The organism is Paenibacillus taihuensis (assembly GCF_003386535.1).
Taxonomy (GTDB): domain Bacteria; phylum Bacillota; class Bacilli; order Paenibacillales; family Paenibacillaceae; genus Paenibacillus_Z; species Paenibacillus_Z taihuensis.
On record NZ_QTTN01000049.1, the window covers coordinates 1 to 14527 of the forward strand.

Annotated in this window: 14 protein-coding genes; 4 read left to right on the forward strand and 10 right to left on the reverse strand. The window is 54.7% G+C overall.

The features are described 5' to 3' along the window. Positions 1-508: 508 nt before the first annotated feature. From A8990_RS27235 to A8990_RS27250, 4 genes are read right to left on the reverse strand one after another with little or no spacing between them, the layout of a single operon-like run. Positions 509-964: a RidA family protein gene (locus A8990_RS27235; RefSeq protein ID WP_116192184.1), complete on the reverse strand. Its 456-nt coding sequence runs from the start codon at positions 962-964 to the stop codon at positions 509-511. A 29-nt stretch (positions 965-993) separates the two neighbouring features. After that, on the reverse strand, positions 994-1743 hold the full coding sequence (locus A8990_RS27240; RefSeq protein WP_116192185.1) for a class I SAM-dependent methyltransferase: 750 nt from the start codon (positions 1741-1743) through the stop codon (positions 994-996). Continuing rightward, positions 1697-2623, reverse strand: coding sequence for a phytanoyl-CoA dioxygenase family protein (locus A8990_RS27245; RefSeq protein WP_181909804.1), 927 nt, complete (start codon positions 2621-2623; stop codon positions 1697-1699). Before A8990_RS27245 ends, A8990_RS27240 begins: the two co-directional genes overlap by 47 nt. Before the next feature lie 17 nt (positions 2624-2640). Further along, a complete protein-coding gene (locus A8990_RS27250) occupies positions 2641-3477 on the reverse strand; it encodes a helix-turn-helix transcriptional regulator (RefSeq protein ID WP_181909805.1) in 837 nt (278 codons plus the stop codon). Between the two features lie 181 nt (positions 3478-3658). On the opposite strand from A8990_RS27250, the gene A8990_RS27255 reads away from it, so the two are divergent. The 4 genes from A8990_RS27255 (at position 3659) to A8990_RS27270 (ending at position 7619) form a co-directional block, all read left to right on the forward strand. After that, complete coding sequence (locus tag A8990_RS27255) at positions 3659-4753, forward strand: FG-GAP repeat domain-containing protein (RefSeq protein ID WP_116192188.1); 1095 nt, start codon at positions 3659-3661, stop codon at positions 4751-4753. 2 nt (positions 4754-4755) lie between these two features. Beyond that, positions 4756-5835, forward strand: coding sequence for a Gfo/Idh/MocA family protein (locus A8990_RS27260; protein WP_116192189.1), 1080 nt, complete (start codon positions 4756-4758; stop codon positions 5833-5835). Between the two features lie 54 nt (positions 5836-5889). Next, entirely contained in the window at positions 5890-7302 is a 1413-nt protein-coding gene (gene melA / locus A8990_RS27265; protein ID WP_116192190.1) for an alpha-galactosidase, read from the forward strand. A 140-nt stretch (positions 7303-7442) separates the two neighbouring features. After that, entirely contained in the window at positions 7443-7619 is a 177-nt protein-coding gene (locus tag A8990_RS27270; RefSeq protein WP_116192191.1) for a YjfB family protein, read from the forward strand. Positions 7620-7727: 108 nt separating this feature from the next. On the opposite strand, the gene A8990_RS27275 is transcribed toward A8990_RS27270, so the two are convergent. The 6 genes from A8990_RS27275 to A8990_RS27300 form a co-directional block, all read right to left on the reverse strand. After that, entirely contained in the window at positions 7728-9203 is a 1476-nt protein-coding gene (locus tag A8990_RS27275; RefSeq protein WP_245996252.1) for an aminoacyl-histidine dipeptidase, read from the reverse strand. A 106-nt stretch (positions 9204-9309) separates the two neighbouring features. Continuing rightward, complete coding sequence (locus tag A8990_RS27280; protein ID WP_116192192.1) at positions 9310-10056, reverse strand: ThuA domain-containing protein; 747 nt, start codon at positions 10054-10056, stop codon at positions 9310-9312. 3 nt (positions 10057-10059) lie between these two features. Further along, on the reverse strand, positions 10060-11145 hold the full coding sequence (locus A8990_RS27285; RefSeq protein ID WP_116192193.1) for a Gfo/Idh/MocA family protein: 1086 nt from the start codon (positions 11143-11145) through the stop codon (positions 10060-10062). A gap of 37 nt (positions 11146-11182) precedes the next feature. After that, positions 11183-12013, reverse strand: coding sequence for a carbohydrate ABC transporter permease (locus A8990_RS27290; protein ID WP_245996254.1), 831 nt, complete (start codon positions 12011-12013; stop codon positions 11183-11185). Then, a complete protein-coding gene (locus A8990_RS27295; protein ID WP_116192194.1) occupies positions 12003-12896 on the reverse strand; it encodes a carbohydrate ABC transporter permease in 894 nt (297 codons plus the stop codon). The genes A8990_RS27290 and A8990_RS27295 overlap by 11 nt, the downstream gene beginning before the upstream one ends. A gap of 213 nt (positions 12897-13109) precedes the next feature. After that, positions 13110-14462 (reverse strand): ABC transporter substrate-binding protein, encoded by a 1353-nt coding sequence (locus tag A8990_RS27300; RefSeq protein ID WP_181909806.1) that lies wholly within the window; start codon positions 14460-14462, stop codon positions 13110-13112. Between the last annotated feature and the right edge of the window lie 65 nt (positions 14463-14527).

Here is a 14527-nt window from a genome sequence, read left to right on the forward strand (position 1 = left end):
GAGTAGATCATGGCCCGCGTATTGATCGATTCCGGACGCCCTCGCTGAGGAGAACCACTGATCGCGTGTAGGATGGTCCCAATCGGCAAATGGGATAAAATAGCTGTATATTTTGCTTCTGCCTCAAATTCCATTAAATCCTCGAAGGAAAACAGCTCTTCTTGTTGAATAGAGTACATAGGAGTGCTCCTTTCTTTTCTCAGTTATTTGGTGTGGTAACCATAACTTCGAGAAATTGGGGAGGCACTCCTTTTTTGCATGCTAAAAAGCCTTTAATTCCAAGGGGTTATTCATTATGAAATTGACTCTAAATCCACTATAAAACGGTTCAAATGAGGAAAGACGCGACCTATGTTGGAAAAATCCACGATAGCTCTTCAATATCACGATTTTCGCTTAAAATCAATGGATTTTTCCACTATAGCACATCAACATAGCAGCAATGCACAATGCAAAAAACCGGCGATTCTGAGAACCGCCGGTTTTTGCTGTGTTCAGAAGAGCCAAGTTACTCCTCCACCTCGAATATCGAATCTACAATAATCGGCAGATTATCCCGCACCGACACCGCACCAAGGACCGACCTCGCGTGGGCGCCCCTCTCGCCAAACACGCCCAGCAGCAGATCGGAATAACCGTTCAATACTTTGTGGTGCTCCTTAAACTCAGGGCTCGCATTGACGAAGCCTTGTATTTTCACCGCACGTTTCACTTTATCCAGCGAGCCGAGAGCGGACTGTAGCACAGCCAACACTTCGATTCCGGCCGACCGTGCGAATTGATAGCCTTCTTCCGTCGTATATTCAGCGCCTAGCTTGCCTCGCGGACTGCCCGACGGACCTTTGCCAGACACGAACATCAGGCCGTTCACGATGACGAAATTCGCGTATTTGGCCGCAGGATCGCTGGCGCTTGGTAAAATAATGTTCAGTTCTTGCAGTCGTTGTTCGATGGATGTAGACATGGATGCAGCCCCCTAGAATGATTTTATCTTCAGGAATGTCTGATTGACCGATTGACCGATTGCTTGGCTTCCTGCCTCTTCCGCGCGGCAAACGTCAACCAATTGCTCTTAAACTCAATTTTTCTGCCGTTCTTTAATTCACCTACAGACTGAGGAACATGCCTCGTTATGAGAACATCCCATTCCTGATAGAGCTCGCTTAATAGCTGAATCGCTTCCTCCGTCGCCAGGTTCAGCTCTATTCGTCCAGGCCATGTCTCTCCTGTCAGATGGTCTTGTTCCGATACTTCCGTGCTCAGCAGCAGGCAATGAATCCCGTTTTCTTTCGTCCCTGCAATCATTCTTTTCACAACAGTCTCGAAAGCTGCGCGACTCGGCAGATGCTCCAAACAGGAACAGGCGATGACATAGTCATAGGCATTCGGCTCGATCTCGTAAAACTCCACGTCAGAGACTTCAGCGTGTATGGCGACTTGCACGTTATACCGGGCAGCATTTTGCAGCATTTTCTGGGTAGCAATCGGGAGCAAATCGACACCTACTACCGAGCCCCCGTCTGCCTGTATGCGCTGTGCGACAGGAATGCTATTCCTTCCAATGCCGCAGCCAAGATCAAGCACTCTCACTCCGTCCATAATAGTCGGCAGTTCCTCGAGCAATTCCAGCACAACCGCCACCGGCTTCGCTAACCACGTTCCCGGCTCGAACAGTGCTGTCGTTTTGTAGAGCTGCTCATGATAGGCTACCTCTTGCATCCTTGCTTCGCTGAAGCTGCTCATGCTCGCTCCCGCCTCCTTCATGCTCCGGCCGCTCGGCCAGCCAATCCGCAAGCGTCGCGACGCGGTCCGGGAACTTCGCGCTCCTCGCCAGAAACCCGATCCCATGCTGCGGCATCGGATCCTGCTCGGTCGACTGGTAGCGGAGGTCGACGCTCCAGCGGACATGGTCCGAGTTATTCGGCGTCGACATGTGGAGCAATCGGTCGTTGAACAGAATGGCCGTTCCGGCCTTCACCGGCAGCGCAACCGTCTTGCGCGAGCCAAGCTGGTGCTCATGCAGCGCCGTATAACTGGTTCCGGTTAACTTCTCCGCATGCCATTCCAGCAGCTTCGTGTTCTGCGTGCGCGGCTTGATGTGCAAGCAGCCGTTCTCGAACGTCGCATCGACAAAAGAAATCCACACCGTGACCACCGGATTGGCATTCGAATCCGGCCAATACGATTTATCTTGATGCCACGGCACAGCTCCGGCTGCAACGCGCGGCACCTTCGGGCGCGTGTTGTACACGGGGTTAGCGAAGATTTCCTCGCCGACCAGAGACTCCACGGCATCGAGGATTTTCGGATTGCGCAGGAGATGGAAGTAGCCCTCGAGCCGATCACGCCAGCTGCGTCCGAACTGCAAGAAATGCTGATCCGTCAGCCCGTCGAACAGCTTGGCAAGCCGATAGTGGAACGGTTCGTTCGTAAGCTTGTCGGTAATGAGCCCATGCTCGAACAGCTCATCGGCAATCATAGATACTTTCTCCATCATCGCCTGCCGGGGCGGCTCCATATCCGCATCATCGAGCAAATCTTCCAGAACCAAATAGCCGTCACGATTGTATTGCATCAGCTGCTCATCCGATAAACTGCCGCGTGTTGTACGGTGAAACGCCATAAACAATCCCCCCATAGCTAATAATCCTTTTCTCTATACTTCTTCGGCGTCATGCCGCTTACCTTCATGAACACGTTATAAAACGACGGCTCGCTCTGATAGCCCACGATCTCCGCAATCTCCTTCACCTGAAGTCCCGTCGTGCGCAAATATCGCTTCGCCGCCTCGATGCGGCAATAGATGAGGAACTGGATCGGACTTACGCCGACCATCTCCTTGAACAGATGCGCGAGATGGTACTTGTTCAAGTACGTCTCCTCAGCAAGCGTATCCAGCGTCAGCGGAGCGCTATAGTTCTCCTCAATAATCCGCTTCGCCTTCCACACCGCCTCCCTCGCCGGCAGCCGCGACTGCCGCGCCTCATCGTCATAATGCGCAAGCCGGGCCAGCTTGGCAAAAATAATACCGAGATAGTGGCTCGCGATCATTTGCGCTTCCGGCTCGAGCTTGCGCGATTCCGCGATCGCGTCGCGCATCAGCTTGCGGATGACCGGCAGCTGATCATGGAGCTGGATAATGGGCAGCCGCTCCCGGCTGAGGAAGAAATCCCGCTCCAGCTCTCCAACCTGCAGCCCCGTGAACGCAATATAGGTGCAGCGAAAAGGATGCTTCGTCGACAGCTCCTTATGCCATATGCCGCGGTGATAGAAGAGCATCGAGCCCGCCCCGGCTGTATAGCTCCGCCCGTCAATCTCGAACTCCCCTTCGCCTTCCTCGATCAGCAGCATCTCGCTGTTCGCGTCATGCTTATGCAGCTCCAGCACAAACCGGCTGTCGCCCCCTGGCATATCGAACGAGCTGCCCCCCATAAATGTGGGCTGCCCTCGGAATATGGTCGAACTCGAACCCGCCATAAATGTCCTCCTCCCATCACCGCAAGAATGGATAGCTTTTCGCCCAAGTTCACTTATTGTCTCTTGACCCTGCATAACATACTCTTGAATAAGAGAGCGCTTGCATATGGTTATGCTCAGCATAATCCAGCAAGGCTGCCAAATACAACATTAAATAGTTTCGGATCGGAGCGTGTATCCAGTGCTGCAATTCAAGAAGAGACAGCTGTCCGAGGACAAGTACGAAGCCTGCGCAGTATTCGACGTCAACGGTGACGGCATTCCGGATATTGTGAGCGGTGCTTACTGGTATGAGGGACCGGATTATGTGAAGAAACATTTTATAAGCGATGTCATGGAAATTTCGGAGTATCACGACGACTTCTCGGACTACCCGATGGATGTCAACGGCGACGGACGGCTCGATATGATTACAGGCGCATGGTGGGGAGAGACGCTTCGCTGGCGGCGCAACCCGGGCGATACGACGACCGCTTGGGAGACGTTCGATATCGACAAGTGCGGCAGCATTGAGACGATTCGGTATTACGATATCGATGGCTGCGGCGTACCTGAGATTTTCCCGAATACGCCGGGCATGCCGCAGGCGTTCTATAAGCTTGTCCGGGATGCGGACGGCAAAGGCACGGGCGAGTTCAAGAAGTACGTCGTAAGCGAAGGCCCTAGCGGACATGGCATGGGCCTCGTCGATGTGACCGGCAATGGCCGGCTGGACATTATTCTGAGCCATGGATGGCTGGAGCAGCCTGAAGATCCGTTCAGCGGCGAGCTGTGGACGTTCCACCCCGAGTTCTCGCTCGGCAGCGCAAGCGTGCCGGTTCTCGGCCATGACGTGAACGGCGACGGACTGATCGATCTCATCGTCGGGCAAGCGCATGATTACGGGCTGCACTGGTACGAGCAAGGCCGAGCGGCAGACGGCTCGCGGACGTGGACGAAGCATGAAATCGATATGAGCGGCTCGCAGTTCCATGACCTCTGGCTCGTGGACCTCGATCAAGACGGTGAGCTCGAGCTCATTACGGGCAAGCGGTACCGCGCTCACAACGATGGCGACCCGGGGGCACATGACCCGATTGGCATCTACTACTACAAGATAAATGGCGGCCAGTTCAAGAAGCATGTCATCGACTATGGTCCAGCAGGCGAAGCTTCCGGCGCAGGCATCTACTTCTGGGTGCAGGATCTAACAGGCAACGGCTATCCGGACATTATCGCACCAGGCAAAGACGGACTTTTTCTGTTCGAGAATATGGGCAAAAGAGAGGGCGAGTGAGTATGAGCAAGGTACGAATTGGTTTTGTCGGCGGCGGCGGCATGGGGCAGATGGCTCATCTGAGCAACTATGCGGTGCTCACGGATCTATGCGAAGTCGTTGCACTAGCTGAAGTGCGGCCGGAATCCGCGAAGCTAGTGGCATCGCGCTATGGCATTCCTGAAGTTTATAGCTCGCACCATGAGCTGCTGGCAAATGCGAACGTCGATGCCATTGTGGCACCGCAGCAATACCGCCACCACCCTGCTCTCATCCCGGATATTCTGCGTGCAGGCATTCCGGTCTTCACGGAGAAGCCGCTCTGCTTGACGGTTGAAGCTGGACGCGAGCTCGTTCGCATCGGCGAGGAGACAGGTACGCTGCACATGGTCGGCTACCATAAACGCTCCGACCCAGCGATGGAACGCGCCAAGAAAGAGGTCGACGCTTGGCGGGCCAGCGGCAACTATGGCAAGCTGCGCAGCATTCGCGTCACGATGCCTCCGGGCGACTGGGTTGCGGGTGCGGATAAGCCGCTCAGCGCGAATGAACCGTACCCGACTCTGACGCTGGAGAGCGGACCGTCCGACTACACGGAGCATCAGACGCGTGAGCTGGATATCTTCGTGAACTATTACATCCACCAAGTGAACGCGATTCGCTACTTCCTGGGCGGCGAGAATTATAAGCTGACCTTCGCTGACCGCGAAGGCGTGCTGCTTGTCGGCGAAAGCGACAGCGGCGTGACCGTTACACTGGAGATGGCGCCATATAGCACCTCGATTGAATGGCATGAGCAAGTGCTCGTCTCGTTCGAGAAGGGCTTCGTCCGCGTCGACCTCCCTGCCCCGCTCGTTCGTCAGCAAGCAGGCAAAGTATCGATCTATAGAGACAATGCCGCTATCGGAGAACCGGAGCTCGTGCAGCCGATCATGCCGAACGTATCGGCTATGCGCAATCAGGCGATCAACTTCATCGCGGCTGTTCGTGGCGAACGCCCTGCACCGTGCGCAGCTAAGGAAGCGCTGGAGGATTTGATTCTCGCCCGCTCGTACATTGACTTCATGTCACGAACATATTGGCAGCAGCCGGCGAAGGCTTAACGGAAAGTCTGGCGAATTAATAAGAGAGATATTACGCCCAAAGGAGCTGAAACGATGAGAAAAATCGCGATTATCGGAGCAGGCAGCATCGTATTTTGCAAAACGCTCATTCTCGATATTATGGCGACGAAGGACCTCGAGGACACGGAGTTTGTGCTGATGGCGCCGTCGACGTCGAAGACGACGCAGGTGAAAGCTTTTGCCGATAAAGTCATTGCCCATAACGGGCTGAAGTCGAAGGTGTCGATTACGACGGACCGGCGCGAAGCGCTGCGCGACGCCAACTATGTCATCACCTCGTTCCAGATCGGCGGCGTTGACTTGTTCGAGAAGGATTACAAAATCCCGCTCTCCTACGGCGTCGACCAATGCATCGGCGATACGCTCGGACCAGGCGGCGTGTTCCGCGCGCTGCGCAGCATTCCGGTTATTCTCGATGTAGCCCGCGACATGGAAGAGCTGTGCCCTGACGCAACGCTGCTTAACTACGTTAATCCAATGGCGATGGTTTGCTGGGCGCTCGGCGAGACGAAGATCAAGTATGTCGGGCTGTGCCACGGCGTGCAGACGACGCTCGACCTTATCTCCGGCTATGTTGGCGTGCCGAAGCATGAGATCGATTACGTCTCGGCAGGCATCAACCATATGGGCTGGTTTACGAAGCTGACGCATAAGGGTCAGGATCTGTACCCGATCCTGCGCGAGAAGTTCGAGGAGCCGGAGTTCTACGTGAACGAGAAGGTTCGCGGTGAGGTATTCCGTCACTTCGGTTATTTCATGACCGAGTCGACCGGACATCTATCCGAATATGTGCCGTGGTTCCGCAGCAGCCAAGAGGCGCTTGACCTCTACTGCGACGAGCCGTCCTTCGGCGGCGAAAGCGGCGCGTACTACAAGTGGTGCATGCACGTCGCCGATAAGTACAAAGAGCGCGATGTCCTCTCGGATGAAACCGCTGAGCTGCCGCCGCGCAGCGTCGAGTACTGCGCCTACATCATCGAAGCGCTGGAGACCGGCCGCACGTTCAAGTTCAGCGGCAATCTGCGCAACAACGGCATGATCTCCAATCTGCCGGAGGATTGCTGCGCGGAAGGACTCGTATTCGCAGATCGCAATGGCCTGCACCGCACTGTTAATGGTGAGCTGCCTCCGCAATGCGCGGCGCTTAATATGACGAACATCAACGTGCAGCGCCTTACGGTGCTGGCGGCGAAGACGGGCGATCCGGAGACGGTCGTGCAAGCGATCGCGCTCGATCCGCTAACTTCGTGCGTGCTGACGCTGAAGCAAATCCGCGACATGGTCACGGAGATGCTGATCGCCCAGAAGGAATACCTGCCGCAATTCGAAGGCAGACTGCCGCGCCCGACGCCAACGATCCACATCCCGGCGAACGTGCAGCGCGCCGATGTGCCGATCGACCCGGCGCTCGCCGTGTATTCACGATTCGGCGAGCTCGCGAAGTAATCGTTCTGGCCCCGCCGCCCTCTCGCTAGCTTCATGCGGAGGTGCGGCGGGGCTTTTTCTCATACCGTTAACGATGGTAACCATTAATTCCGATAACTGTAGTGGAAGAACATGTCATAGCCATAGAAGGAGGACCGTTCGTGGATATTGCAGCACTATCGATGTCAATGAGCCAAAGTAATCTGATGCAAGACGTGAGCATTGGCGTTCTTAAAATGGCCAAAGATTCGGCTCAGCAGCAAGGCCAAATGCTGACGCAAATGATCGAACGCAGCGTAACGCCGAACTTAGGCGGCAATTTGGACATTCGCGTGTAGAGATGTGGAGAGCTTCATCTCTCAACCCTCACCAGTCCTCCGCCGTGCCACCAACTAACCAACAGAGAAAAGCGCGGGGACCCCAAGGCCCCCGCGCTTTCCAACCATCTATTTCAGCTCGCGCATAACGTCCTGCAGAAACTCCCATGTCCGCTCCACCGACGAGATCGACACATGCTCCTCCGGCGTGTGGAAATTGTACATGTTCGGGCCGTAGGAGACGGCGTCGAGATGCGGCATTTTCTCGATGAGAATGCCGCATTCGAGTCCCGCGTGGATCGCTTTGACCTGCAGCGGTTCTCCGTACTTGCGCGCGTACACCGCTTCGAATACCTCGCGAATCTTCGAGTCCGAACGATACGGCCAGCCCGCAAAATAGTGATCGTTCCTGTACGTGACGCCGACCGTTTCCGCCAACGTTTCCATCACTTGCAGCACCGCATCCAGTTGAGATTTGTGCGAGCTCCGCACAAGGCTCTCGAACACAATCTCGTTCTCTTTCATCGTAATGACGCCAATATTCGTCGATGTCCGCACGAGATTCTCAATCGCCTTTTCCATGCTAAGCACGCCATTCGGCATAAGCGCGAGCAGCCTGATAACAAGCAGCTTCGTCTCCTCCGACAGCCAGCGCGAAGGAGCCTCGTTCACCGAAGTTATCGTCACATTCACGCCTTTGTCTGCGAACTCAAACTCATCCTTATAGATTCGGTTCCACTCCGCAACACGCGCCTCAGCGACTGCCAGTTCCTCCGCTGTGAGACGCACAACCGCCTCCGACTCGCGAGGAATTGCGTTCACCTTCATGCCGCCGGCCACGCTCACCAGATCAAAAGCAGCATGCCGCCGCAGATCATCCAGCACACGACCGACCAGCTTATTCGCATTGCCGCGCTCGCGGATAATATCGTCGCCGGAGTGCCCGCCCGTCAAGCCTTGAACTGCAATGGCATACGCCGATTTGCCTGCCGCAGCAGCCTCGCCATCCGCCCATGCGATCGGCACCGCGTGGAACACCGACGCCCCGCCGGCACTGCTGACGAACACGACGCCTTCGCGGTCGGAGTCGAAGTTGATCATCATCTTCCCGCTCAGCTTGGAAGCATCGAGATTCTCCGCTCCCCCCATGTTCGTCTCTTCTTCCGTCGTAAGCAAAATCTCAAGCGGCGGATGCGCCATCTCCGCCGAATCCATGAGCGCCATCGCGAATGCCACGCCGATGCCATTATCGGCGCCAAGTGTCGTGCCCTGCGCATAGATCATATCTCCGTCAAGCTTGAAGCGGATCGGATCTTTGGTGAAGTCATGCTGCGTCGCTTTATTTTTCTCACAAACCATGTCCAGATGACCTTGAAAAATAACGGTCGTCGCCTCTTCATACCCTTTCGAAGCCGGCTTCTTAATAATTAAGGTATAGCGCTCGTCCTGTATCGCCGTGCAGCCGCGCTCCTGCGCAAACCGAGCTACGTAATCGCTGATCGCTTTCTCGTTGCCCGATCCCCGCGGAATCTTCGACAGCTCCTCGAAGAATTGCAGCACCTTGCAATCGCCCGTGTACACTTTACCTGCTTGTTCCTTGCTCACACTTGTATCCTCCTAAAAGCCGAAGCTTCTCGTTCGATTAACTATACGCAAGTAGTGTACATCATGCGAGCGGCGAAAATCCAGCTAAGATCTTCCAAAGGCAGCGTTATTCGCGCCCTCGAATCCGCTCCAGCGGCACTGGCACATGACCATAAGCCGGAGTCGCGCCGCCTGTTGCGGCCGCCCAGTTCACCGCATTCGCGATGACGCGAAGAACGTCCTTGTTATAGTATGTCGGATAGCTCTCGTGCCCGGGACGGAAATAGAACACTTTGCCCTGACCGCGGTAATACGCGCAGCCGCTTCGGAACACTTCGCCGCCCTCGAACCAGCTGACGAATACAAGCTCGTCTGGAGCCGGGATATCGAAATGCTCGCCATACATCTCTTCCTGCGGCAGCTCGATATATTCGCCGATTCCAGCTGCAATCGGGTGGCTCGGGTTGACGACCCATAGCCGCTCCTTCTCATCCGCTTCACGCCATTTAAGCGCGCAGCTTGTCCCCATGAGCTTCTTGAATATTTTCGCATAATGACCGGAATGAAGAACGATTAGCCCCATCCCTTGCAGCACGCGGTTATGAACCTTCTCTACGATGGTATCGTCCACGTCATCATGGGCCATATGCCCCCACCATACAAGAACGTCGGTGCTCTCCAGCACCTCATCGGTCAAGCCATGCTGCGGCTCGTCGAGCGTCGCGGTCCCGATCTCAAAACCGTACGATGCCAAGCCTTCCTTAAGCGCATTATGAATCCCCTCCGGGTACACCTTCGTTACAATCGGATTGTTCCGCTCGTGCCGGTATTCGTTCCATATCGTTACTCTTGCCCCGCTTGTCGATTCCGTCATGATCTACACCGCGCGCGACTTGTCTTCTGCTTCCATATCCGCAACGACAACCGCTTTCCTCTCTTCATAGGATTGTACAACCGCTTCAAGCGCCCGTTGATTCAAGTAGCCGTCCAGCAGCGTCGCCGTCTCTTCGCGCACCGTTCCGCGAACCAGGTCGACAAAGTCCTGCATCTGCAACAAACGGAATGACTCCGGCACTTCAAGCTCTTCTCTTACTTCCGCGCCTGTTTCATCCGGATGCACCCAGATCAGCTTCGAGCCAAACTCCCAGCCCATATGCAGCGTGCCGTTGTCGCCGAACACCGTAATTTCGAATTGATTCTGGCTGCCGTATGCATTGCGCGACGTTTGAAACACGGCCGGAACCCCCGGCTCGAGCACCGCGACGAATGCAGCAAAATCATCAATATCGACGGGTACCATGCCGCCAGTTGCCGGGTCGGTCCGTTCCTTAATGAGCGAGCTCATGAGCGAGGAAACCTCTACTGGCTCCCCAATGAGAAAACGTGCGGCATCGAGCATATGCGAGCCCAGATCGCCAAGCGTTCCGGTACCCGTCACGTTCTTGTCCATCCGCCAATTCATCGGGGTCTTGAATACGGGGCCGCCCCATTGCTGCATGTACTGCACGAACAGATGACGCACAGTGCCAAGCTCGCCGCGCTTGATCATGTCCCGCGCCATGCGGAACGACGGCGTGTAGCGATAAGAGAAACCGACCATGCACGTCGAAGGATGTTGCTTGGAAAGCTCCAGCAGCGCTTTCGCCTCTTCATAGGTGCGAGTGAACGGCTTCTCGGTCATGATCGGCTTGCCATGAATCATGCATAGCCGAATGATCTCGTAATGGGCATCGTTCGGCGTGATGGACATGACGGCATCCACGTTCGGATCTGCGATCAGAGCTTCGGGCTCCGCGTAACGCGAGCCTTCGCCTATCGCAAGTTTGTCTCCCCATTCCGCAACGCGCGCCTGGTCTCGATCGCACACGGCGGTTATTCCCGCTCCGAGTACCTGTTCAAGCTGTGCCGCGTGCACGTTGGCCATGCCGCCAAGGCCGATTAGCCCGATTCGTACTTCCTTCATCGAAAGTTCCTCCTGTTGCTTAAGCCCTGCGGGCGAATTATTTGATCCCTGTCATCGTCATGCCTTTAATGAAATATCGCTGCGCAAACAGATATACGGTGAAGATCGGCACGAAGCTGATCACATTCCCCGCCATGAGCAAATTCCAATCCGTCGACCACTTGCCCTGAAGCATGCTAAGTCCAAGCGGCAATGTCATCAATTCCTTGCTGTTCGTCGAAATAAGCGGCCATAGAAAGCTATTCCATGAAGACATGAACGCGAAGATCGACAACGCCGCAAGCACCGGCTTGACCAGCGGCAGCATCACGCTCCAGAACACCCGATAATACGTCGCTCCGTCCATGAACGCAGCTTCCAGCAGCTCGTTCGGAATGGTCATCATGTTCTGACGCAGCAAGAACGTACCGTAAGCGCTGAATATACCTGGCAGAATAAGTCCGGCATACGTATTGAGCAGATGCATATGCGAAAACAAAATAAAGAGCGGCACAAGCGTCACCTGCGCCGGAATCATCATCGTCGCAAGGAATAACATGAAGACGCCTTGCCGCCCCCGAAAGGCGATCTTGGCAAACACATAAGCTGCCATCGCACAGACGATCAGCTGAAGTGCAGTCGTCACAACCGCGATTCCTACGCTGTTAAGAAGAAATCGGTACAGCGGGAAGAACTCCCCGATTTGGACGAAGTTCTCGAAGCGGAAGTGCGACGGAAGCAGCTGCGGCGGCATCTTCACGACTTCCAAACTGTCCTTGAATGCCCCCGACACCATCCATACGAATGGGAAGACGAGCATGACGGATACCGCTAGCAGGATGAGATGTGTCAAACCCTTGCGGATTGCAGCCATCGTTCTACCTTTCATAGACGACCCACCTCCGTTGCAGCCGCTGCATGCCAATCGTCACCAGGAAGATGATGCCGAACAGCACCCACGATTGCGCTGCGGCAAAACCCATTTTGTTATATTGAAACGCATTCCTGTACACTTGCTCGACGATTGTGCTCGTCGATCCTGCCGGACCGCCGTTCGTCATGATCAGCACCTGGTCGAATACTTGGAACGAGTTAATGAGCGATATCGTCACAATAAAGAACAGCGTGGGCGACAGCAGCGGAACGGTAATCCGCCACAGCTGACTCCAGGCAGATGCGCCATCGAGGTTAGCCGCCTCGTAGTAATCGTCGGAAATATCCTGAAGCCCTGCCAGCAATATAATCGAGACAAAACCGATGTCCTTCCAGATCGACACGAATATGATTGCAACCATCGCCCAATGCTCGCTTTGCAGCCAGATCGGGCCTTGGATGCCCGCGAGCGACAGCAAGTAATTGACGACCCCGCTCTGTCCGTTCAGCAGCCACCGCCATATGATCGATACCGCGACCCATGACGTTATAACGGGAATGAACACGGCCGCGCGGTACAGCTTCATCCCGCGGATGTTGCGGTTTAACAGAACGGCTAGAAAGATGCCGAGTACGGTAATGACAGGCATGTATCCGATAAGAAAAATAAAAACGTTCTTAATAGACATATAGGATTTCTCGTTGGTGAACACTTCGGCATAGTTGCTCCAGCCGATAAAATGAATATCCGTCCATTTGCTAAGCAGATCCCAGTCCGAGAAGCTTACAACGACGGATGACGCCATCGGCAACAGCTGAAACGCGATTAAACCGAGCACAGCGGGAAGTAAAAAGACAAAGGCAGCCATTCTGCGGTTCCAGTTGCGTTGTCCTACCATTTGCACGTTCCTTTCTCACAAGAGCAATGCTCAAAAAAAGATTCACAATGCCGCGATCGAAGCGATACAATATGGAGGATGAGATCTTGTACGCCAATACAAGACCCCATCTTCCTTGCGCCGCATATGCCTGTAACCGGTTAGACCCTAGGAAAGTTGCCCGGTTAAGGCGGCAGTATGATCAAGCAGCTGGATATTGGGATAACGGTATGATTACTTGCTCAGCAAGTCGGCAACGCTCTTCTGCGCGTTATCGAGCGCTTCTTTGACGCTAATTTTTCCGAACTTCGCTTTATCCAGCTGTTCGGTTACGGCCGCTTGAAGCTCTCCCCACTTCTCCGGTTTCGGACCTACAGGCGGCAGCACAAGCGAATCAAGCGCGTCGATGACAACTTTCTTCGATTCCGGCGGCGCTTGCTTGTAATACGCATCAAGCACGGCATCGTCCGCTACTGCCGGCACGCTCCAGCCTGCCGCAATCCGCTTGTTCACCGAATCCGCGTCGCTAGTGAAATACTTCATGAATTTCCATACAGCTTCAGCCTGCTTCGTATCCTTGGAAGCCACGATTCCATCGGCGAAGAAGTGATGTGCCTTCTGCGTATTGCCAGGCTCAAGCGCGATATCCCATTTGAACTTCGCATCCTTGAAGCGGCTGAAATTCCAGATACCGAAACGAGCCATTGCGATTTTGCCGGACATGAACGCATTCAGATCGGCATCGGGCTGGCTGAACGTATCGTCGTTCATCGCCGGAGAAACCTTGTACTTCTCCGCTTTGTCGATCATCCACTGCACGGCATCGATATTGGCCTGGCTGTTGATTGTCGGGTTGCCGCTCGCATCGAAGACGCCCCCGCCGTTCTGCGCAATGGTTTTGTAGAACTCGTAGAATTGGAACGGCGAGTAAGTTCCCCATACGCCGTTCGCCGGATCGGCCAGCTTCTGAGCTGCATCGAGCTCTTCCTTCCATGTCCAGGAAGCATCCGGATATTTTACGCCTTTGGCATCGAACAGGTCCTTGTTGTAGAACAGCACGACATCGGAGAAGCTTTCCGTCACGCCCATCTGTTTGCCGTTATAATTGAATGCATCATACGCCAGCTTCTTGTAAGTGCTTGGGTCAAACGATGAATCAGCCGAGATGATCGGCGTCAAGTCGAGCAGCAGATCTTTGCCCGCATACTTGCGGAAGTTCTCGTAACCAAGCTCATACACATCGGGAGCTTGCCCGCCGGAGATGAGCGTCGTCAGCTTCGTATCATAGTCCGCGTACGGCACAACCTCATAATCGACTTTTACATCCGGATTCTTCGCTTCGAACGCTTCGACCATCGACTTCAGCGTATTCTCTTGTCCGCCGTTAGCCGTATAGGTCAAATATTTGATCGTTACCGGATCTTTCGCCGGTTCCTGAGACTCGTTCGCGCTCGCATCCGAGCTTCCATTCGTGCTTGCATTCGTGCTGCTGGAGTTTCCGTTTGAGTCGTTCCCGTTATTTGAGCCGCATGCGCTTATAACCGCCATTGCAGCAATCAACAACAGGATCCCGCTTTGTTTAACCATGTCTAACCCCTCTCCCCAAGTAAAATAAGCTTCTGGCATTTCAATCCCGCTTGCTGCGTGACGCC

Excerpts from the sequence above, each read along its gene's own strand:
- A8990_RS27235 (WP_116192184.1), bottom strand. The coding sequence starts at position 964 with ATGTCTACATCCATCGAACAACGACTGCAAGAACTGAACATTATTTTA.
- A8990_RS27260 (WP_116192189.1), top strand. The coding sequence starts at position 4,756 with ATGAGCAAGGTACGAATTGGTTTTGTCGGCGGCGGCGGCATGGGGCAG.
- A8990_RS27240 (WP_116192185.1), bottom strand. The coding sequence starts at position 1,743 with ATGAGCAGCTTCAGCGAAGCAAGGATGCAAGAGGTAGCCTATCATGAG.
- A8990_RS27245 (WP_181909804.1), bottom strand. The coding sequence starts at position 2,623 with ATGGCGTTTCACCGTACAACACGCGGCAGTTTATCGGATGAGCAGCTG.
- A8990_RS27250 (WP_181909805.1), bottom strand. The coding sequence starts at position 3,477 with ATGGCGGGTTCGAGTTCGACCATATTCCGAGGGCAGCCCACATTTATG.
- A8990_RS27285 (WP_116192193.1), bottom strand. The coding sequence starts at position 11,145 with ATGAAGGAAGTACGAATCGGGCTAATCGGCCTTGGCGGCATGGCCAAC.
- A8990_RS27280 (WP_116192192.1), bottom strand. The coding sequence starts at position 10,056 with ATGACGGAATCGACAAGCGGGGCAAGAGTAACGATATGGAACGAATAC.
- melA (WP_116192190.1), top strand. The coding sequence starts at position 5,890 with ATGAGAAAAATCGCGATTATCGGAGCAGGCAGCATCGTATTTTGCAAA.
- A8990_RS27295 (WP_116192194.1), bottom strand. The coding sequence starts at position 12,896 with ATGGTAGGACAACGCAACTGGAACCGCAGAATGGCTGCCTTTGTCTTT.
- A8990_RS27290 (WP_245996254.1), bottom strand. The coding sequence starts at position 12,013 with ATGAAAGGTAGAACGATGGCTGCAATCCGCAAGGGTTTGACACATCTC.
- A8990_RS27300 (WP_181909806.1), bottom strand. The coding sequence starts at position 14,462 with ATGGTTAAACAAAGCGGGATCCTGTTGTTGATTGCTGCAATGGCGGTT.